This window comes from Nocardiopsis sp. NPDC057823, assembly GCF_042797335.1.
GTDB lineage: Bacteria > Actinomycetota > Actinomycetes > Streptosporangiales > Streptosporangiaceae > Nocardiopsis > Nocardiopsis changdeensis.
Genome location: NZ_JBHVLR010000001.1, coordinates 253,897 through 277,604 on the forward strand (window position 1 = coordinate 253,897; position 23,708 = coordinate 277,604).

18 protein-coding genes are annotated in these 23,708 nt (G+C 73.3%); 12 read left to right on the top strand and 6 right to left on the bottom strand.

The features are described from left to right. Positions 1-85: 85 nt before the first annotated feature. Entirely contained in the window at positions 86-1,207 is a 1,122-nt protein-coding gene (gene serC, locus ACFVNO_RS01225) for a phosphoserine transaminase (RefSeq protein WP_378888293.1), read from the bottom strand. A gap of 241 nt (positions 1,208-1,448) precedes the next feature. On the opposite strand from serC, the gene ACFVNO_RS01230 reads away from it, so the two are divergent. The 10 genes from ACFVNO_RS01230 (at position 1,449) to ACFVNO_RS01275 (ending at position 14,796) form a co-directional block, all read left to right on the top strand. Next, on the top strand, positions 1,449-4,904 hold the full coding sequence (locus ACFVNO_RS01230; protein WP_378888296.1) for a hypothetical protein: 3,456 nt from the start codon (positions 1,449-1,451) through the stop codon (positions 4,902-4,904). Positions 4,905-4,963: 59 nt separating this feature from the next. After that, on the top strand, positions 4,964-5,617 hold the full coding sequence (pdxH, locus tag ACFVNO_RS01235; protein ID WP_355263748.1) for a pyridoxamine 5'-phosphate oxidase: 654 nt from the start codon (positions 4,964-4,966) through the stop codon (positions 5,615-5,617). 82 nt (positions 5,618-5,699) lie between these two features. Continuing rightward, positions 5,700-6,518: an arylamine N-acetyltransferase gene (locus ACFVNO_RS01240; RefSeq protein ID WP_378888301.1), complete on the top strand. Its 819-nt coding sequence runs from the start codon at positions 5,700-5,702 to the stop codon at positions 6,516-6,518. A 213-nt stretch (positions 6,519-6,731) separates the two neighbouring features. Beyond that, positions 6,732-7,433: a metal-dependent transcriptional regulator gene (locus ACFVNO_RS01245; RefSeq protein WP_355263742.1), complete on the top strand. Its 702-nt coding sequence runs from the start codon at positions 6,732-6,734 to the stop codon at positions 7,431-7,433. A 143-nt stretch (positions 7,434-7,576) separates the two neighbouring features. Next, complete coding sequence (locus ACFVNO_RS01250) at positions 7,577-9,853, top strand: SpoIIE family protein phosphatase (RefSeq protein WP_355263739.1); 2,277 nt, start codon at positions 7,577-7,579, stop codon at positions 9,851-9,853. Between the two features lie 121 nt (positions 9,854-9,974). Beyond that, complete coding sequence (locus ACFVNO_RS01255; RefSeq protein WP_355263736.1) at positions 9,975-10,844, top strand: ABC transporter substrate-binding protein; 870 nt, start codon at positions 9,975-9,977, stop codon at positions 10,842-10,844. A 19-nt stretch (positions 10,845-10,863) separates the two neighbouring features. Further along, positions 10,864-11,706 carry an amino acid ABC transporter permease gene (locus ACFVNO_RS01260; protein WP_355263733.1) on the top strand — a complete coding sequence of 281 codons (843 nt, stop codon included), beginning with the start codon at positions 10,864-10,866 and terminating at the stop codon, positions 11,704-11,706. Continuing rightward, positions 11,703-12,485 (top strand): amino acid ABC transporter ATP-binding protein, encoded by a 783-nt coding sequence (locus ACFVNO_RS01265; protein ID WP_355263730.1) that lies wholly within the window; start codon positions 11,703-11,705, stop codon positions 12,483-12,485. Before ACFVNO_RS01260 ends, ACFVNO_RS01265 begins: the two co-directional genes overlap by 4 nt. A 222-nt stretch (positions 12,486-12,707) precedes the next feature. Next, on the top strand, positions 12,708-13,472 hold the full coding sequence (locus tag ACFVNO_RS01270; protein ID WP_355263727.1) for an NPP1 family protein: 765 nt from the start codon (positions 12,708-12,710) through the stop codon (positions 13,470-13,472). 82 nt (positions 13,473-13,554) lie between these two features. Then, positions 13,555-14,796, top strand: coding sequence for a cation:proton antiporter (locus ACFVNO_RS01275; protein WP_355263724.1), 1,242 nt, complete (start codon positions 13,555-13,557; stop codon positions 14,794-14,796). A 52-nt stretch (positions 14,797-14,848) separates the two neighbouring features. Here the strand turns inward: ACFVNO_RS01275 and ACFVNO_RS01280 are convergent, their stop codons facing one another. Together ACFVNO_RS01280 and ACFVNO_RS01285 are read right to left on the bottom strand one after the other, a co-directional pair. Further along, positions 14,849-15,016, bottom strand: coding sequence for a hypothetical protein (locus ACFVNO_RS01280; protein WP_220564742.1), 168 nt, complete (start codon positions 15,014-15,016; stop codon positions 14,849-14,851). Positions 15,017-15,051: 35 nt separating this feature from the next. Continuing rightward, positions 15,052-16,194 carry an acyl-CoA dehydrogenase family protein gene (locus tag ACFVNO_RS01285; protein ID WP_355263720.1) on the bottom strand — a complete coding sequence of 381 codons (1,143 nt, stop codon included), beginning with the start codon at positions 16,192-16,194 and terminating at the stop codon, positions 15,052-15,054. 178 nt (positions 16,195-16,372) lie between these two features. Between ACFVNO_RS01285 and ACFVNO_RS01290 the strand changes: the two genes are divergently transcribed. Next, a complete protein-coding gene (locus ACFVNO_RS01290; RefSeq protein WP_378888312.1) occupies positions 16,373-18,400 on the top strand; it encodes a DHA2 family efflux MFS transporter permease subunit in 2,028 nt (675 codons plus the stop codon). A gap of 181 nt (positions 18,401-18,581) precedes the next feature. Here the strand turns inward: ACFVNO_RS01290 and ACFVNO_RS01295 are convergent, their stop codons facing one another. Further along, entirely contained in the window at positions 18,582-18,875 is a 294-nt protein-coding gene (locus ACFVNO_RS01295; RefSeq protein WP_355263714.1) for a hypothetical protein, read from the bottom strand. 149 nt (positions 18,876-19,024) lie between these two features. Here ACFVNO_RS01295 and ACFVNO_RS01300 point away from each other — a divergent pair, with 149 nt between their 5' ends. After that, positions 19,025-20,167, top strand: a complete 1,143-nt coding sequence (locus ACFVNO_RS01300) for an acetyl-CoA C-acetyltransferase (RefSeq protein WP_355263711.1) — start codon at positions 19,025-19,027, stop codon at positions 20,165-20,167. Positions 20,168-20,218: 51 nt separating this feature from the next. Here the strand turns inward: ACFVNO_RS01300 and ACFVNO_RS01305 are convergent, their stop codons facing one another. Both ACFVNO_RS01305 and ACFVNO_RS01310 read right to left on the bottom strand, forming a co-directional pair. Beyond that, the gene (locus tag ACFVNO_RS01305) at positions 20,219-21,445 is read right to left on the bottom strand and encodes a winged helix-turn-helix domain-containing protein (protein ID WP_378888316.1); all 1,227 of its coding nucleotides are present in this window, start codon (positions 21,443-21,445) and stop codon (positions 20,219-20,221) included. Between the two features lie 38 nt (positions 21,446-21,483). Then, positions 21,484-23,442, bottom strand: coding sequence for an acyl-CoA dehydrogenase family protein (locus ACFVNO_RS01310; protein WP_378888319.1), 1,959 nt, complete (start codon positions 23,440-23,442; stop codon positions 21,484-21,486). Between the last annotated feature and the right edge of the window lie 266 nt (positions 23,443-23,708).

Genomic DNA, 23,708 nt, shown 5'->3' on the forward strand with positions numbered 1-23,708 from the left:
TCGGCCCGCGGGAAACGGACCGACCTCCATTCTGCCCCTTCGCGCGACCGGGGTGCGGCCGGGCGCGGGACGGTGCCCGGGGGCCTCAGGAGAGCCGCGTGAGCACGTGGTCGATGCACTCGGTCAGGGCCTGCACGTCGGCGGGCTCGACCGCAGGGAACGTCGCGACGCGCAGCTGGTTGCGGCCCAGCTTGCGGTACGGCTCGGTGTCCACGACGCCGTTGGCGCGCAGCACCTTGGCGACGGCGGCGGCGTCCACGTCGTCGCTGAAGTCGATCGTCGCCACGACCTGGGAGCGCTTGGCCGGGTCGGTGACGAACGGCGTCGCGACCGCGGACTTCTCGGCCCAGGTGTACAGGATCGAGGAGGACTCGGCGGTGCGCGCCACCGACCAGTCCAGGCCGCCCTGCCCGTTGATCCACTCCAGCTGCTCGGCCAGGAGCAGCAGGGTGGCCACGGCCGGGGTGTTGTAGGTCTGGTCCTTGCGGGAGTTGTCGACGGCGGTGGTGAGCGAGAAGAACTCGGGGATGTACCGGCCGCTCGCCGCGATCTCCTCGACCCGGGCCAGCGCCCTGGGCGACATGACGGCCAGCCACAGGCCGCCGTCGGCCGCGAAGCTCTTCTGCGGGGCGAAGTAGTAGACGTCCGTCTGGGAGATGTCGACCGGCAGGCCGCCGGCGCCGCTGGTGGCGTCGACCAGCACCAGGGCGTCCTCGTCGGCCCCGGCCACCCGCGCGATGGGCGCGGCCACACCGGTGGAGGTCTCGTTGTGGGTGAGGGCGTAGACGTCCACCTCGGCCTCGGCGACGGCCTCGCCGTGGGTCCCGGGGTCGGTGGCGATCACGGTCGGCTCGGCCAGCCACGGGGCGCCCTTGGCGACCTTCGCGAACTTGCTCGAGAACTCGCCGAACGACAGGTGCTGGGACTTCTCGCGCAGCAGGCCGTGGGCGGCGATGTCCCAGAAGGCGGTGGTGCCGCCGTTGCCGAGGACGACCTCGTACCCCTCGGGCAGGGAGAACAGGTCGGAGATCCCGGCGCGCACCCGAGAGACCAGGGACTTCACGGGCTTCTGCCGGTGCGAGGTCCCCAGGTAGCGGGAGCCGGAGGAGGCCAGCGCCTCCAGCTGGGCCGGGCGGACTTTGGAGGGGCCGCTGCCGAATCGGCCGTCGGAGGGCAGGAGGTTCGCGGGAATCTGAATCTCGGTCACGGTCCCCAGAGTAGTGGCGGGGGCGGTGACGCGGCCGGTCAGGGGTGTTATTCGCGCACGTGAAAATACGTGAGAAGGGATCGGCGCGTCACAATCCCTGGCGGTTCCCGTCGGCGCGGCCGGTATGGGCCAGTGGCAATCGGGTCTGAAAGCGTGGAATACGGGCACCCTTTGTTGTCTAATGAGGGCGCTTCGGGGGGAGCAGCCGCCAGAGACCACGACCATGACGAGGTGCCCGCGCGTGTCCGAGACGACCGGATCCCCGGCTTCCCCCGCGGCCCCCGAACACACCGCGGCCGCGGACGGGGACGGGGCGCGCCGCCTGCTCGCCGTCTTCGACGCCCTGCGCGAGCGCCCCGACCGGGGGTACGCCGGGCGGCTGGCCCGGATGGAGCGGCGGGCCGCCCGCCGCCGCAGGGTCCGCGCGCATAGCGACGTGCAGCGCGGCGACCTCGCCGAACCCCCGCCCGCCCTCGACCTCGTCCTGGACGACGCCGCCGACCGCGGCGCCCTGCTGGACGCCCTCGTCGAACGCTGCGGCAACCAGCCGCCGCTGCGGCTGCCCGTCCCGGGCGCGCCCGCTCCTCCGGATGCGGGGGACCCCGAGCCCTGGGCCACCACCGACGAGCTCTACGACCTCGTGGAGCGGCTCCTCGACGCCGCGGACCAGGGGTTCCCCGAACCGGAGGGGTCCCGCACAGCGCCGCCGCCGCCCCGGTTCGCCCGCCTGCGCTCCCTGCTCCGGCTGCGCGCCTGCGACCGCGCCTCCATCCACGAGGGCATGAGCGGCAGCATCACCGGGCGCGGCGATCTCGAACTGGACACCGACCGCCGCACCCAGATCCACGTGGTGGCCGCCCTGGGCCGGCTGCGCTCGGCCTCCCGCCGCGAGGGCCGCAGGCGGTCCGTCCCGCGCTGGCTCGCCGCCTACCTGCGCATAGCCCGGGAGAGCGCCATCCGGCTCGCCGGGCTGAGCACCCGCATCACCTTCGGCCGCCTCGACGCCGTGCTGCTCACCCCGGTCTCCTTCATCATGGGCGTGCTCGGCGCCTTCGCCCCGCCCCTGCTGGGCGCCTTCGGCCTGGCCACCGCCCTGGGCGGGCTGGGGCCGGACACCCTGTTCGGCCAGACCCTCCAGGGTGTGAACAACTGGATCGCCGGATCCGCCGCGGTCCTGCTGCTCATCGTCTACGGCTCCCTGGCGCCCTTCCTCGTCCTGCCCTGGCGCGCCTACCGGTGGCTCGACGAGCACGCCGACTACGAGGAGAAGACGGGCCTGCGCGGGCACCGCGACCGCGGCATCCACGTCCTCAACCTCCTCAAGGGCGAGGCCGACCGGGAGGGCCGCCTGCACCAGACCGAGGCCGCCGACCCGGAGGCGGCCCCCGCCCCCGCGCCCGCGGAGACACGCCTGTGGTGGGAGCTGCTGCTGCGGCTGCCCGCGCGGGAGCCGCAGCAGCCCCCGGCCGCCGCCACCGCTCCGCACCCGGTGTCCCCCGAGGCGCCGCGCGAGTACGAGCCGCTGCCCGCCGTCCACCGGCTGGCCGTCAACGCCCTGCTGGACGACCTCGCCGAGACCCACGGCGGCGTCCACCGGCCGCTGCGGCCGCGGCGCGGCCGGGTGTTGCGCCCCGTCCTCCTGATCGACCAGGACCGCCTCGACCGGGTCGGCCACTACCTCGTCCGCCTCATCGAGGACGAGCGGGTGCGCCGCACCCTGCCCGACCCCCTGCTCATCGTCCAGGTCCGCGGTCCCGGCACCGCCTCCCTGGTCTCCCCGGCGGTCGACGCGGCCCGCTACCCCTCGCTGCCGGGCACCGAGACCACCGTCCGCCAGGAGGAGGTGTCCCTGTGGCGGCGCGCCCGCCACGCCGCCGGTGTCCTGGGCGTCACCCGCACCCTGCGGCTCGCCGTCCCCGGGGTGCCCGCCGACCCCACCGCCGGCACCCCCGCCGACCGGACGGTGCCCACGGCCGCGGCCCTCGCCCGGCGCTGGACCGGGGGGACCTCCCTGTCCCTGGTACTCGCCCTCTCCCTGGCCTGGGGGCTCGGACCCACCGCCATGGCCCCCTTCAACCCGTGCGTCCAGAACTGGCTGTGGGAGCCGGTCGGCATCGAGCAGGACGGCAAGGACTGCTACGGCGTCACCTTCGGCGGCTTCGTCTTCCACGAGCGGCTGAAGGAGGTCACCGAGCTCATCCGCGACCAGAACGCGGCCGTGGACGCCGCCGGGCGCGGCACCCCCCACGTCACCGTCGCCTACTTCGGCGCGCTCAGCACCACCTCCGCCTCCGACCTCACCCTGGCCGGGGTCCAGGGGGAGCTGCTCGGGATCGCCCACCGGCAGGCCGAGCACAACGAGTCCGCCGACGCCTCCCTGCCCCGCATCAAGATCCTGCTGGTCAGCACCGGCCAGGGCTGGTCGCACGCCGCCGACGCCGCGCGCATGGTCGTCGAGCGGTCCGAGCGCACCCGCGACCGGATGGACCGGCCGATCGCCGCCCTCGGGTTCGGACAGAGCCTCCAGGGGACCACCGAGGCGATCCGGGTGCTGGGCGCCGCGCGCATCCCGATGATCGGCACCACCGCGACCTTCGACGACATCGCCCTGGAGGCGTCGGGCAAGTACGGCCAGTACTTCTTCCCGCTGGCCCCGGCCAACTCCCGTATCGCCGAGCAGGCCGCCTCCTGGGTCTACGAGGGGGTCGCATGGGACGGGGCGGGCCTGGCCGAGGGGGAGGACCCCCCGGCCCTGGGGCCGGCGCGCACCGCCGTGGCGATCGCCGACAACCAGAGCGGGGAGAGCTACGGGCCCCACCTGGCGGTGCGGTTCATGTCCGCCTTCCGCGCCCTGGGCGGGCGGCCCTGGCAGGACCCCGAGGGCGGCCTCCCGCCCGCGGTGGGCCTGGCCGACGGCTCCAGCGCGGTCGTCCCCGGCGTGCTGCCCTACCGGCAGGGGGAGGTGTCGCAGGCCGACCACCTGGCACGGGTGTGCGCCCAGGACCCGCCCGACCTCATCTACTTCGCGGGTCGCTCCACCGACTTCGCCGACTTCCACCGCCTCCTCCAGGAGGAGGGGATGTGCGTGGAGGCCGGGATCGACGTGCTGGGCGGCGACGACATCGCCAAGTTCGTCACCGACCACGCCGAGACCATCGGCCGGGCCGACGGGTACCCCGTCTTCTACACGCCGCTGGCCGCCAGCGGCGCCTGGGGGCGCTACACCGAGGGCAGCGAGCGCTCGTTCTACGCCGAGGCCGAGGCCCTGACGGAGGAGGTCTACGACGACCGGGACGAGGAGGAGGCCGAGGCCGGCGCCGACGCCGCGGACGGGGGTCTGCCCTCGATGGCCCACGCCGCCGTCGCGGCCGACGCCGTCACCGTGTTCTCCCGGGCGCTGCGCGGCGTCGACCACCCGGTGCCCGGCGGCGACGGGCCGCCGTTCCTGGGCGACGACGCGGCCTACGACGCCGAGCGCGACGCCCTCGTGGAGCGCATCCAGAACACGGCGGGGCTGTCCGCCGTCTCGGGGCACATCGCGTTCGGCGAGCCCGCCCGGGGCAACTGGTACGACGCGCGGATGGTGCAGCTCGTGGTCGTGGGTCCGCGCGGCACGGACGACTCCCGCCAGCACGTGGTGGCGGCCTGCGGGCGGATCAGCCCGTCCACGGTCGACCCCGGCCCCCACTGCGTGTGACGCGCACGTCGCCGCGGCCGGGTGGCGCGGGCGGGCCCCGGCGAGAGAAGATGCCCCCTGTGGACCGCACAGACCCCGCCGAGCTGCGCAAACCCTACCTGGGGGCGCCCCTGCGCCGCGCCGACCTCGCCGAGCACCCCATGACCCAGTTCCACCTGTGGTTCGAGGAGGCCCACGAGTCGGGCCTGGCCGAGCCCAACGCGATGGTGTTGGCCTCCGTGGAGCCCGACGGCATGCCCCGGGCCCGTACGGTGCTGATGAAGGGCTACGACCGCAGGGGCCTGCGCTTCTTCACCAACTACACCTCGCGCAAGGGCGTCGCCCTGGAGGCCGACCCCCGGGCGAGCGTCGTCTTCCCCTGGCACCCCATCCGCCGCCAGGTCCTCGTCGCGGGCCGGGTGGAGCGCCTGGGCGACGCCGAGAACGACCGCTACTTCGCGTCCCGCCCGCGCGGCTCCCGCCTGGGCGCCTGGGCCAGCGAGCGCCAGTCCCAGCCGGTCGCCGACCGCGAGGAGCTGGACCGCCTCTACCGCGAGTTCGAGACGGTCTGGCCGGGCGACACCGAGATCCCCCGCCCCGCCTACTGGGGCGGCTTCCGCCTGGTCCCGCGGGAGGTCGAGTTCTGGCAGGGCGGCGCCGACCGCATGCACGACCGCTTCCGCTACCTGCGCACCGGCGACGACACCTGGGACATCGACCGCCTCGCCCCCTGACCCGGACCGGAAAAGCGCTTCCGGGACGTCGCCGCCCCCGGATAGCCTGCCGCGTCGGCACCGGCACGGAGCGGGGGAGCACATGGACATCGGGGCCTACCTGGAGCGGATCGGCCACACCGGGCCGGTCCGGGCGGACGCGGCCACCCTGGCCGCGGTGCACCGGGCGCAGCTGGGCGCCGTGCCCTACGAGAACCTCGACATCCAGGCGGGGCTGGTCCCCTCGCTGCACCCGGACGACCTGTTCGACAAGATCGTCCGCCGTCGGCGCGGCGGCTACTGCTACGAGCTCAACTCCCTGCTGGCCCTGGTGCTGGAGGACATCGGCCTCGAGGTGACCCGGGTGCGCGGCGCCGTCGGCCCGCGCGACGCCGAGCCGCCCGAGTGGGCCAACCACCTGGCCCTGCTCGTGCGCGCGGACGGGCGCCTGTGGGTGGTGGACGCGGGGCTCGGCGACGGCTTCCTCGAACCGCTGCCGCTGGAGCCGGGCCGGTACCGGCAGGGGCCGTTCACGTACACCGTCGAACCCGGGGGCGACGGGACCACCTGGTGGATCGGCCACCACGGGAGGGCCGCGGTGCCCGGCTACCTGCTGGACACCGAGCCGCGGCCGGCCGCCTACTTCGAGCCGTACCACCGGGCCAAGGCGACCTCGCCCGAGTCCGTGTTCGTGCGCACCCTCGTCGTCCAGCGCCCGTTCCCGGACGGCTCCCTCACCCTGCGCGGCAACGCCCTGACCGAACTGGCGCCGGTGGGGAAGAACACGGTCCTGCTCCCCGACGCCGCGGCGCTCGCCGAGGTCCTGTCCGAGCGGTTCGGCCTGGCCCTGGACGGGACCGACACCGCGGCGCTGTTCGCGAAGGCGAGCGCGCAGACCGCGGAGCACCTGGCCCGGGGCTGACGCGGAACCGGGCCCTACGGCCGGGTCCGTACGGAATTTCGGGTCCTTGCCGTCACGATATGCTTGCGGTATTCGGTGGTCGCTCCCGCGGTCGCGCGGACACCCCGGTCCCCACTCGGCTCCCGGGAATCGCATCGCCCCGACCTGTGTTGTGAGAGACCCGCCGTGCCCGCCGTGACCGTGCGCCGGGCGCAGAGTCATGGGAGGGGAGTCTTGACCGCACACGGGCTGATCGACACCACGGAGATGTACCTCCGGACGGTATTCGAGCTCGAGGAGGAGGGCATCGTCCCCCTCCGGGCACGGATCGCCGAGCGCCTGCACCAGAGCGGCCCCACCGTCAGCCAGACCGTGGCCCGCATGGAGCGCGACGGCCTGCTGCGGGTCGAGAACGACCGGCACCTGGTCATGACCGCCGAGGGCCGCAGGCTGGCCACCCACGTCATGCGCAAGCACCGGCTCGCCGAGCGGCTGCTGGTCGACGTCATCGGACTGCCCTGGGAGGACGTCCACATCGAGGCCTGCCGCTGGGAGCACGTCATCTCCGAGGCCGTGGAGGAGCGCCTGGTGACGCTGCTCAACGCGCCCTCGGTGTGCCCCCACGGCAACCCGATCCCGGCGCTGGACGAGCTGGGCCTGGACGACTACTCGCCCGAGCCCTTCACCGACGAGTCCATCGTGCCGATGGTCGACGTCGCCTCGGGGCCCGAGACCACCGTCACCGTCCGCCGGATCAGCGAGCAGATCCAGTCCGACGCCGACGTCATGCGCACCCTGCGCGAGGCGGGGGTGCAGCCCGAGCGCGAGGTCGTGCTGCGCGCCACCGACGACGGGGTACGGGTGCTCGCCGAGGACGGCGGGGGCACCGACCTCACGTCGGCGATCGCCGGGCACATCTTCGTCGCCAAGCCGTGACGACGGGGACCCGTTGCTCATCAGGATTGTCACATTGCGCTGCGAGAACGTTGACGGTGTTGCTACGCTCGCTGCAAGGTGCGGTCGTTCGGGTGATCCGGGGCGGGCATGCTTGCAGTTCATGACGGCGAGGTGGCGGCTAGATGACACGGTGGGGTGAGCCCTTCCGCGAAGGCGACGCGCTCGCCACGGCCGCCGTCGTGGACCGCGCGCAGATCGCCATCGTCGTCATCGACCGGTTCAGCCTGCTGCGCTACTGGAACCCCTTCGCACGCGAGCTCTTCGGCTTCGTCGGCGGCCGCGACTACGTCGGGCTCTCCCTGCTGGACATCGGCATCCACGAGTCCGACCGCGAGCACGCCTCCCAGCTGGCCCGCCGCGTCCTGCGCGGCGAGCCCTGGGAGGGCACGTTCGCGGTCCTCAAGGGCGACTCCACCTGGATCCACGTCCGCGCCCAGGCCGTGCCGATGCGCAACGAGGACGGCGAGATCGACGGCATCACGCTCATCGCCCGCGAGGCGCTGCGCAGCGGCCGGGTCGAGGAGCAGTACGGCCTGCTGGAGCGGATCGGCAGCCGGCTGGCCGGCTCCCTGGAGTTCGACTCCACCGTGCGCGGGGTCGCGGGCATCCTGGTGCCCCAGTTCGCCGACCACTGCTTCATCGACCTCTACGAGCAGGACCGGCTGGTCAGACGGGTCTCGGTGCACGCCGAGGGGTGGACGCCGCCGCCCCACACCTGGTTCGACGTCGGGGACGAGGTCCGCTACCCCGAACGCCACTTCGTGACCCAGGCGCTGCGCCGGCTGGAGACGGTCGTCAGCAGCGACTACCTCTTCGAGAACTCCCCCAGCAGCCGCTCCGACATGGTCTCCCGGCAGGTCGGCGTCACCTCCGCGATCGCCGCCCCGCTGCGCGCCCGCGGCGAGGTCCTGGGAGTGCTCACCCTGGCCCTGTCCGGACTGTCCCCGCGCCAGAAGAACACCTACGGCGGCTTCGACCGCGACCTCGTGGGCGCCATCGCCTCCCGCGTCGCGCTGGCCATCGACAACGCCCGCCTCTTCGAGGAGGAGCGCACCACCGCCCTGGCCTTCCAGAACAGCCTGCTGCCCAGCGACTTCCCGCCCCAGGACGGGCTCACCATCGCCTCCCGCTACCTGCCCGCCGGGCCCACACAGGCGTACGGCCACGGCATCCAGACACAGGTGGGCGGCGACTTCTACGACGTCATCCCGCTCTCGGCCGGCCGGGTGGGCCTGGTCATCGGCGACGTCGAGGGCCGCGGCCCGCACGCCGCCGCCGTCATGGGGCAGCTGCGCGCCGCCCTGCGGGCCTTCGCCCAGGCCGACCGCGAACCCGCCGACATCCTGCGCGAGCTCGACGAGTGGGTGCGCCGCCTGGGCCGCCCGGTCGACGGCGGCACCTGGATCCCCAGCGTCAGCTGCCTGTACATGGTCTACGACGCCTGGTCGCGCGAGCTCTCCTACGCCAACGCCGGGCACGCGCCCCCGCTGCTGATCACCTCCGAGTCCGTCGAGGCCCTGGAGCTGGAGGTCAACGACCGCATGCTCGGCACCCGGGCCAAGGCCGGCGCGGGCGAGGACGTCGTCTACCACCAGGCGGAGCTGCGGCTGCCCACCGGCGCCACGCTGCTGCTGTACACCGACGGCCTGGTCGACCGGACCCCCGTCGGCGGCGCCCGGGACCCCGAGCGGGCGTTCCGCAGGCTCACCGATCGGGTCTCCGAGGTCGCGGACAAGGACGTGGAGCAGATCGCCGAGGCGGCGGTGCACAGCGTTCCGGGCGAGCTGGACGACGACACCGCGCTGCTGGTCGTGCGCACCGACTCCGACGAACTGGCGCTGCGCGAGGGCTGGTTCCCCTCCGAGGCCTCCACCGTGGGCGAGGCCCGCCACCTGGCGGCCAACACCTTCAAGGAGTGGGGGATGGACCGGGACCAGTCGGAGCTGGCCTGCCTGCTGGTCTCGGAGATCGTCACCAACGTCGTCATCCACGCCACCCCGCACCCGGTGCACCGCGAGTTCACCGACACCGGGGTGCGCGACTCCGAGACGCCGTTCGACGGCACTCCCGCCTTCGACGAGTTCGACGAGGACTGGAGCGACCTGCTGGACGAGGTCGCCGAGGCCGACGAGGCGGACGCCCAGGACGACGACAAGGAGTTCCTGCTCCGCCTGCGCAAGGGCGCCTCCCGGGTGTGGGTGGAGGTCTTCGACCACGACCTGCGCCTGCCGCGCATCCGCAGCGCCGCCGCGGACGACGAGGGCGGCCGGGGCCTGTACCTGGTGGAGCAGCTGGCGACCCGCTGGGGATCGCGGCCGACCCCGGACGGCAAGGCGGTCTGGTTCGAGATGCCCATGCACGCGCCGGTGGAGGACGGGGACGCCGAACCCCTCGCCTGACCCCCGGACGGGTGACCGGTCGGACGCTCTGCGTTCCGTGACGCAAAAGACCTGGATTCACCCCCGGTGAGGTAGGTAATTTGTACGGCATTCCCCGTCCCCCTCCCCGCGGAGTGAGCCGATGACCTCCCGCCACCTGCCCGCGCTCGGCGCCGTCGCCGCCGGTGCCGTCCTGCTGGCCACCGCCTGCACCCCGGCCGACGAGGCCGACCCCGGATCCGGCGGTGGGGCCGCCGTCGAGTGCACCCCCGACGGCCTGCCCACCCTCACCGAGGGAGTGCTCACCATCGGCACCGACAGCCCCGCCTACCCGCCGTGGTTCGTGGACGACGACCCCTCCAACGGGGAGGGCTTCGAGTCGGCCGTCGCCTACGCGGTCGCCCTGGAACTGGGCTACAGCGCCGAGGACGTCGCCTGGACGACGGTGGCGTTCAACAGCGCCATCCAGCCCGGCCCCAAGGAATTCGACTTCGACATCAACCAGTTCTCGATCACCGAGGAGCGGGCGCGGGCCGTCGACTTCTCCAGCCCCTACTACGACGTCCGCCAGGTCGTCGTGGCGCTGGCCGACTCCGAGGCCGCCGAGGCGGAGTCCACCGACGACCTGGCCGGCCTGGCCATCGGCGCGCAGGTCGGCACCACCAGCTACGACACCCTGGTGGAGACCGTGGACCCGCGGACCGAGCCGCTGGTCTACAACAACAACGACGACGCCAAGCAGGCGCTGGAGAACGGCCAGGTGGACGCGGTCGTCTTCGACCTGCCCACGGCGTTCTACATCACCTCCGCCGAACTGGAGGACGCCGTCATCGTCGGGCAGCTGCCCCGCACCGAGGAGGCCGCCGAGCAGTTCGGCCTGGTGCTGGACCTGGATTCGCCGCTGACCGACTGCGTCAGCGGGGCCCTGGACTCCCTGCGCGAGCGCGGGGTCCTGGCCGAGCTGGAGCAGGAGTGGCTGGCCGAGGCCGCGGACGCCCCCGAGCTGGCCTGACGTGGCGGCACACGTCCCCGTGCACGTTCCCAGTGCCCTGGAAGCGGAGAGGGCCGCGCTGCGCCGCCGCCAGAGCGTTCGCTCGGTGCTGGTCGGCGCGGTCTCCACCGCAGTGCTGGGCGCCGTCCTGGTGACCGTCGTGGTCGGCTCTCCCGGCTGGGAGAGGGTGCGCGACACGTTCTTCGACCCCGAGGTGGCGGCGGAGGCCCTGCCCGCGGTGCTCACCGGGCTGTGGCTCAACGTGCGGCTGCTGGTGTTCTGCGCCCTGGGCGCGCTGGCCGTCGGCCTGCTGGCCGCGGTGCTGCGCACCCTGCGGGGGCCGGTGTTCTTCCCGCTGCGGGCCCTGGCGACCGCCTACACCTACGGCTTCCGCGGCGCCCCGCTGATCATCGTGCTGTACCTGATGGCGTTCGGGGTGCCCGGGCTGCGGCTGGAGAACACCCCGAGCGTGCTGGTGCTCGGCGGGATCGCGCTGGTGGTCACCTACGGCGCCTACATCGCCGAGGTGTTCCGCGCCGGGATCGAGTCGGTGCACCCCAGCCAGATCGCGGCGGCCCGGTCCCTGGGCCTGACCTACACGCAGGCGATGCGCTGGGTGGTGCTGCCCCAGGCGGTGCGGCGGGTGTCGCCGCCGCTGCTCAACGACATGGTGGCGCTCCAGAAGGACGTGGGCCTGATCTCGCTGGCCGGGCCCATCGACGCGATCCGCGCCGCGCAGATCGCCACCGCGCAGACCTACAACTTCACGCCGTACATCGTCGCCGGGGTGCTGTTCGTGCTCATGGCGGTCCCGCTGGTGGCGGTCACCGACCAGGTGACGCTGCGGGCGGCGCGGCGCCAGTCCGCGGAGGGGGCCCGGTGAGCGAACTGGACCGGACGGCCAGGATCGAGGGACCCGCCCCGGTGCTGCGCATGCGCGGGGTGCGCAAGGAGTTCCGCGGCGACACCGTGCTGGACGGGCTGGACCTGGACGTGCCCGAGCACGCCGTGGTGGTGCTCATCGGCGCCTCCGGCTCGGGCAAGTCCACCCTGCTGCGCTGCGCCAACCTGCTGGAGCCCGTCACCGACGGGACCATCCACCTGGACGGCGAGCACATCACCGACCCGCGGGTGGACGCGGACCGGGTGCGCCGCCGGATCGGCATGGTGTTCCAGTCGTTCAACCTGTTCCCGCACATGACCGTGCTGGACAACGTCACCCTGGCCCCGCGCCGGGTGCACCGGCGCGAGCGCCGGGAGGCCGAGGAGAAGGCGCGGGAGCTGCTGGACCGGGTGGGCCTGGCCGACAAGGCGGGGGAGTACCCCGACCGGCTCTCCGGCGGCCAGCAGCAGCGGGCGGCGATCGTGCGGGCACTGGTCAACGGGCCGCGGCTGCTCCTGCTGGACGAGATCACCAGCGCCCTGGACCCCGAGCTGGTGGGGGAGGTGCTGGACCTGGTGCGGGGGCTGCGCGAGGACGGCATGACCATGCTGCTGGCCACCCACGAGATGGGGTTCGCCCGCCAGGTCGCCGACACGGTGTGCTTCCTGGAGGGCGGGCGCGTCCTGGAGCAGGGGCCGCCCGAGCAGGTGCTGGGCGACCCGCGCGAGCCGCGCACGCGGCGGTTCCTCCAGCGGATCATCGACTCCGGCCGCCTGTGAACGTTCCCCGCGCCGAACGCGCGGGGAACACTCCGCCCCGGTTCCGAACACCCGGAGAACTCCGCGTTGCCCCCGTTGCGCGGGGAGCGCCGGCCCTGGTGTCATCGACTCCGACCGGCACGGCCCGCGCCCCGCGTGCTCACCCAGGGTGACCGCGTGACCCCCGTGCGGCGTTCCGGTCGTCGGCACGCCCCCTGTGCCGGACACCGAGAGGAGACCCCCTTGCCGCAACGCGCACCCTCCCGCATGGCGCGCCGGGCCCTGGCCCTGGCCGCCGCACTCGTCCTCGTCACCCCCGGTATCGCCCTGGCCGCGCCCCCGGCGGCGCTGCCCGCCGCCCACACCGCGGAGGAGGGCCGGTGGCAGCCGGCCTTCGACTACGACACCGACGGCTGCTACCCGACCCCCGCCATCGGCCCGGACGGCACCCTCAACGGCGGCCTGAACACCACCGGCGCCCTCAACGGGAACTGCCGCGACCGGTCCGACCTGGACAACACCAACTCCTACTCCCGGTCCAAGTGCGATCCCAGCGGCTGGTGCGCGTACATGTACGCGCTGTACTTCGAGAAGGACCAGGTGCTGCCGGGCTGCTGCGGCCACCGGCACGACCTGGAGCACGTCGTGGTGTGGGTGTTCGGCGGCCAGGCCCGCTACGTGTCCGCGTCGGCCCACGGCGACTACGACACCCGCCCGGCCGACCGCGTGCTCTGGGAGGGCACCCACCCCAAGATCGTCTACCACAAGGACGGCGCGTCCACCCACGCCTTCCGGTTCGCCGCCGGGCACGACGACCCGCCGGAGAACCACTACGGCGTCTGGCAGTACCCGGACCTGGTCGGCTGGGACCACTTCCCGCCCGGCATCCGTGACATCCTGGCCTCCGCCGACTTCGGCAGCGCCCAGCTCGACCTGAGGGACGGCTCGTTCCCGGGCGCGCTGGCCAGGGCCGAACCCGCGGGCATCGACTTCGACCCCTGGGGGTAGCGGGCGTGTCCCCGCCGTCCCGGGCCGCCCCGGACGTAGTGTTCCCACGTCCGGGGCACGGGGGCCCGGGGATCGGGGGGACATGGACGGCGTGGAACTCGGCACGATGGGCATGCTCCTGGCCCTGCTGGTGGCGGCCCTGCTGGCCCCGCTGCTCGGCGACCGGCTGGCGCGGTGGGTGATCGTGCCCTCGGTGGTGCTGGAGATCGGCTTCGGGATCGTGCTCGGGCCCTCGGTGCTGGGCCTGGTCGAGGAGAACGAGACGATCACCCTGCTGGCCGACCTCGGCCTGGCCCTGCTGATGTTCATGGCCGGGTACGAGATCGACTTCCGGCGGATCAAGGGCAGGCCGCTGAACCGGGCCCTGCTGGCCTGGGCCTGCTCGGTCGCCCTGGGGCTGGGCCTGGGCTGGGCGGTGTTCGGGGCGTCCCGGACCGCGCTGATCGTGGGCCTGGCGCTGACCACGACCGCCCTGGGCACGGTCCTGCCGATCCTGCGCGACTCCGGGGCGCTGGGCGGGGCGTTCGGCACCCGGTTCCTGGCCTCGGGCTCGGTGGGCGAGTTCGGGCCGATCGTGCTGATCGCCCTGCTGCTCAGCGGTTACCGGCCCTGGCAGGGCACCCTGCTGCTGGCCGTCTTCTTCGCCCTGGCCGGGGCGTGCGCCTGGGCGGCCACCCGGCCGCGTTCGGAGCGGTGGGCGCGCCTGATCCGGGCGACCCTGGGCTCCAGCGCCCAGGTGGCGGTCCGCCTGTGCATGGTGGTGATCGTGGCGCTGGTCTGGGTGGCGTCCGCCCTGCAACTGGACGCCCTGCTCGGGTCGTTCGCGGCGGGGGTCGTCATCAAGCTCATGATCACCATCAACCACGGGGAGGAGGCGGAGCAGGTGGAGGCCAAGATGGACGCCATCGGCTTCGGGTTCCTCATCCCTGTCTTCTTCGTGATCACCGGGGTGCGCTTCGACCTGGCCTCGCTGCTGGCCCAGCCGCTCCTGCTGCTGCTCCTGCCGGTGCTGCTGGCGGCGTTCCTGCTGGTCCGGGGCGGGCCCGAATACGTGTTCTCGCGCGGGGACGTCCCCGACGACCAGCGCCCCGCGCTGGTGCTGTTCTCGGCCACCGCCCTGCCGCTGCTCACGGTCCTGACCACCATCGGCACCCGCGACGGCGCGCTGGACGGCGCCCACGCCGCGGCCATCGTGGCGGCCGGGATGCTCAGCGTCCTGATCCTGCCCCAGGCGGGCGGTGCCCTGCTGCGCCGGGCCACGGGCGCGGGGCCCGCGGACCCCGCGACCCGGCGCCGCGAGGAGGAAGAGGAGGAGGACTACTGACCCGGCCCGGGCCAGACACCCCTTCCGGGGCCCGGGAACCCCGCCGGAGCGCTCAGCGCCAGGACCAGGCCCACAGCATCAGGCACATGAAGACGAAGAAGACCACGATCGCGCTGGTCTTCCAGGGGATGTGGACCCTGGGCCGCAGCTTGCGCACGCCGATGACGAGCAGCACGACCAGCAGGCCCATGACGATGAGGCCGTCCCACGCACCGCTCATGACCTACTCGACCCTTCTGGACGGGGGTGGTCCGGTCACAGGCCCAGGCCGCGCCCCACGATCTCCTTCATGATCTCGGTGGTGCCACCGTAGATCGTCTGCACGCGGGTGTCCTGCCAGGCCCGTGCCACCGGGTATTCCATCATGTACCCGTACCCGCCGTGAAGCTGCAGGCAACGGTCCATCACCTTGTTGCACAGCTCCGTGGTCCACCACTTGGCCATGGCGGCGTCCTCGACGGTGAGTTCGCCCCGGTCGAGCAGGGTCACCGCCCGGTCCACGTAGGTGCGGGCGATGTCGACCTCGGTCGCCAACTCGGCCAGGACGAAACGGGTGTTCTGGAACCGCCCGATAGGGCGGCCGAAGGCGGTGCGCTCCCGGCAGTACTCGATGGTGTGCCGGAGCATGTACTCGGCGGAGGCCGTCGCGCAGACGGCGATGGACAGCCGCTCCTGGGGCAGGTTCTGGAGCAGGTGGATGAACCCCTGGCCCTCCTGGCCGATGAGGTTGGCCGCCGGGACCCGCACGTCCTGGAAGGACAGCTCGGCGGTGTCCTGCGCCTTCATGCCGATCTTGTCGAGGTTGCGGCCCCGCTCGAAGCCCGGGGTGCCGCGCTCGACCACGATGAGGGAGAAGCCCTGCGCCCCGGCCCCGGGGTCGGTCTGGCAGACCACGATGACCAGGTCGGCGTTGATGCCGTTGGTGATGAAGGTCTTGGAACCGTTGATGACCCACTCGTCGCCGTCGCGGACCGCGGAGGTGCGGATGCCCTGGAGGTCGCTGCCGGTGCCGGGCTCGGTCATGGCGATGGCCGTGATGATCTCGCCGCTGGCGAAGCCGGGCAGCCAGCGCCGCTTCTGCTCGTCGTCGGTGAGGTCGACGAGGTAGGGGGCGATGACGTCGTTCTGGAGGGTGACGCCCAGGCCGCTGGCGTGGGCCCGGCACACCTCCTCGTTGACGACGACGTTGTAGCGGTAGTCCTTCAGGCCGGTGCCGCCGTACTCCTCGGGGACGCCGTGCCCGAGCAGGCCGACCTCGCCCGCCCTGAGCCAGACCTCGCGGGGGACGATGCCGTCCTTCTCCCACTGGTCGTGGAAGGGCGCGACCTCCCGCTTGAGGAACTCGGCCACGGCCTCGCGGAAGAGGTCGTGGTCGGCGTCGAAGAGTTCCCGCTTCATGCTTCAGCTCCGAGGGTGTCGTGGATCACGGTTGCCGCCACAGTAACCGAATCGAATTCGGTTTAGAAGAGGGGGGTCCAAGCGGCGGCAAAGTTCCCGTCCTCCCGGGTGTTTCGCGCCTTTCGCGCCCTGCGTCCCTTCCTAGGGTGGCCGCACCGGCACACGGAAGGCGGAGCCGATGGCCCAGACCCGCAGGGAACGGCGCGAGCACCGGGGCGGACGGATCGCGGTGATCATGGCCGCGCTCATGCTCACGGTGCTGCTGTCCGCGCTCGACCAGACGATCGTGTCCACGGCGCTGCCGACCATCGTCTCCGACCTGGGCGGCCTCAACCACCTGTCCTGGGTGATCACCTCCTACCTGCTCGCGGTCACCGCCAGCACCCCGCTGTGGGGCAAGCTCGGCGACCAGTTCGGCCGCAAGACGCTGTTCCTGGTGTGCATCGCCGTGTTCCTGGCCGGGTCGGCGCTGTGCGGCCTGGCCCAGGACATGCTCCAGCTGATCCTCTTCCGCGGCCTCCAGGGCATCGGCGGCGGCGGGCTGATGGTGCTGTCCATGGCGATCGTGGGCGACGTCGTCTCCCCGCGCGAGCGCGGCCGCTACCAGGGGTGGTTCGGGGCGGTCTTCGGCGTCTCCAGCGTGGCCGGGCCGCTGCTGGGCGGGCTGTTCGTCGACCACCTGTCCTGGCGGTGGGTGTTCTACGTCAACCTGCCGCTGGGCGTGCTGGCGTTCGCCGCCGTCCTGGCGGTGCTCCCCGCCACCCGGCCCGCCGGCAGGCGGACCATCGACTACGCCGGGATCGTGCTGCTGGCCGCCACCGCCGTGTGCCTCACCCTGGTCGCCTCCTGGGGCGGCGCCGTCTACGACTGGGCGTCGCCGCAGATCGTCGTGCTGGCCTTGGCCGGCGTCGCGCTCGGGTTCGGCTGGTGGCTGTCGGCCCGCCGCGCGGCCGAGCCGGTGATGCCGCTGGGGCTGTTCCGCAACCCCGTCGTGGTGATCGCCATGGGCATCGGCCTGTGCGTCGGGTTCGCGATGATGGGCTCGATGGCGTTCCTGCCGCTGTTCCTCCAGGTCGTGCACGGCCAGTCGCCCACCGCCTCGGGGCTGTTCCTGCTGCCGATGGTGGTCGGGCTGTTCCTGACCTCGATCACCTCCGGGCGGCTGGTCACCCGCACCGGCCGGTACAAGCCCTACCCCATCGCCGGGATGGCGGTGACCTCGGTGGGGCTGTTCCTGCTGTCGCGGCTGGGGCCGGACACGTCCGAGTGGCAGATGTGGGGCTCGTTCTTCGTCCTGGGGGTGGGCCTGGGGCTGGTCATGCAGGTCGTGGTGGTGGTCGTGCAGAACGGCGCCGACTACGCCGACCTGGGCGCGGCCACCTCGGCCGCCACGTTCTTCCGGTCCATCGGCGGATCGTTCGGCACGGCGGTGTTCGGCGCGGTCTTCTCCGGGCAGCTGGCCGCGAACCTGGCGGCCCGCGCCGGGGAGATGACGCTGCCCGCGGGCGTGGACCCGGCCGCCCTGGAGAGCGACCCGCGGGCCCTGGACGCGCTGCCCGCGCAGACGCAGGCCATGTTCCTCCAGGCCTACGCCGACGCCATCGACGTCGTGTTCCTGTGGGCGGTGCCGGTGGCGCTGGTCGGGCTGGTGCTCGCCGTGTTCCTGCCCGAGGTGCCGTTGCGCACCACGGTCGGGTCGCAGTCCGCCGACCTGGGGGAGTCCATCCCGCCGGTGGCCTCGGGCGGGCGCACCGCCCTGGAGGCCGTCGAGCGGGAGATCTACCGGGCCTGCGGCCACGAGGGGGCGCGGGAGATGTACACCCGGCTGCGCGGCGCCGCGGGGCTGGAGATCTCGCCCCGCGCCTGCTGGACGCTGAGCCACCTGGCGGTCACCGGGCCGCTGCGGGTGTCCGAGCTGGTGGAGATGTCCCACCTGCCCGACGACCGCTGGGAGGCGGTCCACCGGGAGCTGCTGGAGGCGGGCCACCTCGCCGGGGAGGGCGAGTCCTGGGAGCTGAGCCCCGAGGGGGAGGCGGCCGCCCGCCGCGTCTTCGAGGCCCAGCGGGAGGCGCTGCGCTCCCTGCTCGACGACTACGACGCGGAGCGGCACCCGGAGGTGGTGGCCGCGCTGGAGCGGATGACCGCCGAGACGCTCGGCGACGAGGGCGACGCGGGCCGCGTGGTCCGCGAGGACCGCCTGTCCTAGGGCGTGTCCGGTGGATGCCTTCGAGCGTTCCGGCGCTCGCGTCGAATGCCGGGAGCGGCCGCGTGGCGATCTCTCGCAGGACGGCCGGCGCGGGTCAGTCCGGGTTCGGCCGTCCGAGCGCGGGCGGCGCGGCGAGAGGCGGCCTCGCGGCCGCGACCCGGAATGATCCGCCGAACACGCCCTAGTCGCCGTCGGTGCCGGGGGCGGTGAGCTCGGGGTAGTAGCGGGCGGCCTCCTCGTCGGCGTCCGCCCAGCGGGAGGCCAGGTGGAGCCAGCTCCACAGGAGCACGGGGACGGCCGCCGTGAGCAGCAGGGCCCACAGCGGCGCCTGCCCCAGAAGGCGGGCGGCCCAGACCCCTGCGGCGAGCGCGCCGCCGCCCGCGGCCCAGGCCAGGGCGCGGCGCCCGGAGGCGAAGGTGAGGAAGAACAGCACCGTGCCCGCGACCGCGCCGAGGGCCATGGCGACCCCGCTCATCGGCGTCTCCTCTCGTCCGTCCCAGGGCAGCACACCGGGGTGAACAGAAGGGGAAACGGGCGGTGAAGGGGGGCCGGGGTCTTGCCGGATCCACAAAACCGAATACAGTTCGGTTCACAGGAAACGTCACCCAGGCCCTTGGAGGACCCGTGGCCGAGGCATACATCGTCGGCGCCGTCCGCACCCCCGTCGGTACGAGGAAGGGCGCGCTGGCCGCCGTCCACCCCGCCGACCTCGGCGCTCACGTGCTCAAGGAGCTCGTCGAGCGCACGGGCGTCGACCCGTCCGCGGTCGAGGACGTCATCATGGGCTGTGTGAGCCAGGTCGGCCCGCAGGCCCTGGACCTGGCCCGCACCTCCTGGCTGTCCGCCGGGCTGCCCGAGAGCGTCCCCGGCGTCACCATCGACCGCCAGTGCGGCTCCTCCCAGCAGGCCGTCCACTTCGCCGCCCAGGGCGTCATGTCCGGCACCCAGGACCTGGTCGTCGCCTCCGGCGTCGAGAACATGGGCATGGTCCCCATGGGCTCCAACGTCCAGTACGCCATCGACAACGGCCTGGGCCTGTACGGCGACGGCTGGGTCGAGCGCTACGGCCTCCAGGAGATCTCGCAGTTCCGCGGCGCCCAGCTCATGTGCGAGAAGTGGGGCTTCAAGCGCGAGCAGCTGGAGGAGTACGCCCTGGAGAGCCACCGGCGCGCCGCCAAGGCCCTGGACGAGGGCTACTTCGACGCCCAGACCGCCCCGCTGGCGGGCGTCACCCGGGACGAGGGCGTGCGCCCCGACACCACCCTGGAGAAGATGGCCGGCCTGAAGCCGCTGCGCGAGGGCTGGGAGCTCACCGCCGCCGTGGCCAGCCAGATCTCCGTGGGCGCCGGCGCCGTGCTCATCGCCTCCGAGCGCGCCGTGGCGCAGCACGGGCTCACCCCGCTGGCCCGCATCGTCCAGCTCTCCCTGGTCGGCGACGACCCGGTCTACATGCTCACCGCCCCGATCCCGGCCACGCGGATCGCCCTGGAGAAGGCGGGCCTGGGCATCGACGACATCGACGTCACCGAGATCAACGAGGCCTTCGCCCCGGTCCCGCTGTCCTGGATCGAGGAGCTGGGCGCCGACCCGGCCAAGGTCAACCCCAACGGCGGTGCCATCGCCCTGGGCCACCCGCTGGGCGCCACCGGCGCCGTCCTCATGACCAAGCTCGTCAACGAGCTGCACCGCACCGGCGGCCGCTACGGCCTCCAGACCATGTGCGAGGGCGGCGGCCAGGCCAACGTCACCATCATCGAACGCGTCTGACCCGCGCCTCCGGGCCGCGCCGCCCCTCCGGGGCCGCGCGGCCCTCCCGTTTCAGCGGCGGGCCAGGGCCGGGCCGCCGGGGCCGTTGGGGAGGCCGAGCCAGGCGGCCATCTCGGCCAGGTGCTCCACCAGCTGCGGCAGGGTGTCGTCCGGGGCGCCGTCCTCCAGCGTGATCCGCTGGGCGAGCAGGGTGCCCGAGGCGCGGTCGGCCTTGAGGTCGACGCGGGCCACCAGGTCCTCGCCGAGCAGGAACGGCAGCACGTAGTAGCCGTGCACCCGCTTGGCGGCCGGGGTGTAGATCTCGATGCGGTACCGGAAGCCGAACAGCTCCTCGGCCCGGTCGCGGGTCCACACCAGGGAGTCGAACGGGCTCAGCAGCGCCCGCGCCTCCACCCTGCGCGGCACCCGGGCGTCCCGGTGCAGGTAGGCGGTGCGGTCCCAGCCCCGGACCCGGACCGGGACCAGCTCGCCGGACTCCACCAGGTCGGCGACGGCCGGGCGCGACTCCGCGCTCTTGAGCCGGAAGTAGTCGCGCAGGCAGGGCTCGGTGGCGATCCCGTGCGCGCGGGCGGCGATGGCCACCAGCTGCCGGTGGACGTCCGCGTCGTCCGCCAGGGGCGCGGCGTGCACCTCGGGCGGCAGCACCCGCTCGGGCAGGTCGTAGCGGCGCTCGAACTGGGAGTTGCGGCCGTTGGAGGTGAGGTCACCGACCCAGAACAGGTACTCCAGGCACTTCTTCACCTCCGACCAGTTCCAGCCCCAGTGGTCCTTGGCGCGCGGCACGTCGTGGGCGAGGGCGGCCTCCACCTCGCGGGCGGTGGCCGGGCCGATCCGCGCGACCTCCTCGTGCACCGCCTTGATCAGTTGCGGCTTCTCCAGATGGATGTTGTTCATCCAGCCCACGTCGGCCCGGGCCCGGTTGCGCTCCATGCGGTACCGCATGAGCTGCCGGGTGGCCGGGGGGACCAGGCTCGCCTCGTGCGCCCAGCACTCGACCAGGCGGGCCGGGCTCGCCTTGGCCGCGGTGGTGGCCGCCCGGTCCAGCAGCGCGGTGTCGTAGCCGCCCAGCCGGGCGAACACCGGCAGGTACTGGCTGCGGGCCAGCACGTTCACGCTGTCGATCTGGATGATCCCCAGGCGGCCCACCACCCGGCCCAGGTGGCCCAGGTTCGGGGTGCCCGCGGGCCGGGGGCCTGCCAGCCCCTGGGCGGCGATCGCGATCCGGCGGGCCTGGGACAGGGACAGTTCCGCGTCGCGGCGGGGGTGCGGTTCGGGCATGCCGAACACGGTAGCCCCCGCCGCCGACAATCCGCGCCTCAGCCCATCCGCCGGTGCAGGTCCTTCTCCCGGGAGGGTCCCGGCCCGGCCGGGGCGATCAGCGGTCCGGGCAGCGACGGGTCGAGCACGCCCTCCTCCAGCCAGGTGTAGGAGTCGTCCATGACCCGGCGGGCCACCTTGCCGTCGATGTCGTCGGTGTTGGACCACAGCCCCTCGAACAGCGCCTCGACCCGCAGCCGCGACTGGCGGCAGAAGGCGTCGGCGAGCTCCAGCGGCGTCGTGCCGCGCTCGGGCCGGGTGTCGGCGTCGTGCCGGGCCCGCACCACCGCCGCGCTCATCGCGAACAGTTCCGCGCCGATGTCCACCACCCGGCCCAGGAACCCCTGCTTGACCTCCATCCTCCCCTGCCAGCGCGTCATCCCGTAGAACGTCGACCGCGCCAGCCTGCGGGCGGCGCGCTCCACGTACCGCAGGTGCCCGGCCAGCGGTCCGAACTCCACGTACGCCGACGGCAGCTGGCCCCGGCCCACGGCCAGCGTCGGCAGCCAGGCCACGTAGAACCCGGTCGCCCTGGTCAGCGCCCGCGCCTTGGCCGCGCGGTCCGCGTCCGGGTCGATGATGTCCCCGGCCACCGCCAGGTGGGCGTCCACCGCCTCGCGGGCGATGAGCAGGTGCATGATCTCCGTGCTGCCCTCGAAGATCCGGTTGATGCGCAGGTCCCGCAGCAGCTGCTCGGCCGGGATCCCCCGCTCGCCGCGGGCGGCCAGCGACTCGGCGGTCTCGAACCCGCGCCCGCCGCGGATCTGGACCAGTTCGTCGGCGATCCGGTAGGCGTGCTCGGACGCCCACAGCTTGGCGATGGCCGCCTCGATGCGGATGTCCTTGCGCTTCTCGTCGGCCATCCTGCTCGCCAGGTCGAGCATGGCCTCCATGGCGTAGGTGGTGGCGGCGATGTAGGAGATCTTCTTGGCGATCTCCTCGTGCCGGCCGACCGGCCGCCCCCACTGGACCCGTTCGCGCGACCACTCGCGCGCGATCCCGACCGCCCACTTGCCGGCCCCCACGCACAGGGCGGGCAGGGACAGCCGGCCCGTGTTGAGTGTGGACAGGGCGATGCGCAGCCCCTGCCCTTCCTCGCCGATCCGGTTGGCGGCCGGCACCCGCACGTCGTGCAGCCGGGTGACGCCGTTCTCCAGCCCGCGCAGGCCCATGAACCGGTTGCGCCGCTCCACGGTGATCCCGGGGGAGTCCCCCTCGACCACGAACGCGGTGATGCCGCCCCGGTGCCCGGGCCCCTCCGGCACCCGCGCCATGACCACCAGCAGGTCGGCGACGACGCCGTTGGTGGTCCACAGCTTCACCCCGTCGATCCGGTAGCCGGTCCCGTCCTCGGTGGGCACGGCGGTGGTCCGCAGCCGGGCGGGGTCGCTGCCCACGTCGGGCTCGGTGAGCAGGAAAGCGCTGATGGCGTCGCGGGCGCAGCGCGGCAGGAACTCCCGTTTCTGGGCCGGGGTGCCGAACATGGACACCGGCTGGGGCACGCCGATCGACTGGTGGGCGGACAGCAGGGCGCCGATCGCCGGGGACACCGAGCCGACCAGGGTGAGGGCGCGGTTGTAGTGCACCTGGCTCAGCCCCAGGCCGCCGTACTCGACGGGGATCTTCATGCCCAGCGCGCCCAGCTCGCGCAGTCCGGCCACGACCTCGTCGGGGATGCGCTCCTCGCGTTCGATGCGCTGGGCGTCGATCCCCTCGCAGAAGTCGCGCAGCCGGGCCAGGAAGGCGTCGCCGCGCTCGTCGTCCTCCCGGTCGGGGACGGGCATCGGGTGGATCAGGTCCAGGCGCAGGCGGCCCAGGTACAGCTCCTTGGCGAAGCCGGGCAGGTCCGAGGCGCCCTCGCGGGCCTGCTCGGCCACCGCTCTGGCGCGGCGCTCGTCGATCTCGGGTGCGGTGGGGTCGGGGGTCTGCGCTCGGGCTTCGGGATCGGCCGCGGACATGGTCGTCACCTCGTCCTGGAAGGGGTCTGGGTGTGGCCTGTATCACAGCACTACCCGGAGGCGGGCGCGCCGACGCACGGCGGACCGGACCCGGTGCCGGGGCGCGGCGGCCGGGCAAAAACCTTGGGCGAAATGCGAACCTCGGAGCCCGCTCGGCCGTCCTACGGGGCGCGACGGAAACAACCGGGCATGTGCTGGGAGTCCCGTCCTGGGCCCGGTGCGGAGGACGGCCGCACCGGGCCCGCCCGTCACCCTCCACCACCCTC

What these genes read in the sequence shown, in the direction of transcription:
- ACFVNO_RS01295 (WP_355263714.1), bottom strand. Translation starts at nt 18,875, where the DNA reads ATGAGCGGGGTCGCCATGGCCCTCGGCGCGGTCGCGGGCACGGTGCTG.
- ACFVNO_RS01305 (WP_378888316.1), bottom strand. Translation starts at nt 21,445, where the DNA reads ATGCCCGAACCGCACCCCCGCCGCGACGCGGAACTGTCCCTGTCCCAG.
- ACFVNO_RS01280 (WP_220564742.1), bottom strand. Translation starts at nt 15,016, where the DNA reads ATGAGCGGTGCGTGGGACGGCCTCATCGTCATGGGCCTGCTGGTCGTG.
- ACFVNO_RS01285 (WP_355263720.1), bottom strand. Translation starts at nt 16,194, where the DNA reads ATGAAGCGGGAACTCTTCGACGCCGACCACGACCTCTTCCGCGAGGCC.
- ACFVNO_RS01240 (WP_378888301.1), top strand. Translation starts at nt 5,700, where the DNA reads ATGGACATCGGGGCCTACCTGGAGCGGATCGGCCACACCGGGCCGGTC.
- ACFVNO_RS01255 (WP_355263736.1), top strand. Translation starts at nt 9,975, where the DNA reads ATGACCTCCCGCCACCTGCCCGCGCTCGGCGCCGTCGCCGCCGGTGCC.
- ACFVNO_RS01310 (WP_378888319.1), bottom strand. Translation starts at nt 23,442, where the DNA reads ATGTCCGCGGCCGATCCCGAAGCCCGAGCGCAGACCCCCGACCCCACC.
- ACFVNO_RS01250 (WP_355263739.1), top strand. Translation starts at nt 7,577, where the DNA reads ATGACACGGTGGGGTGAGCCCTTCCGCGAAGGCGACGCGCTCGCCACG.
- ACFVNO_RS01290 (WP_378888312.1), top strand. Translation starts at nt 16,373, where the DNA reads ATGGCCCAGACCCGCAGGGAACGGCGCGAGCACCGGGGCGGACGGATC.
- ACFVNO_RS01275 (WP_355263724.1), top strand. Translation starts at nt 13,555, where the DNA reads ATGGACGGCGTGGAACTCGGCACGATGGGCATGCTCCTGGCCCTGCTG.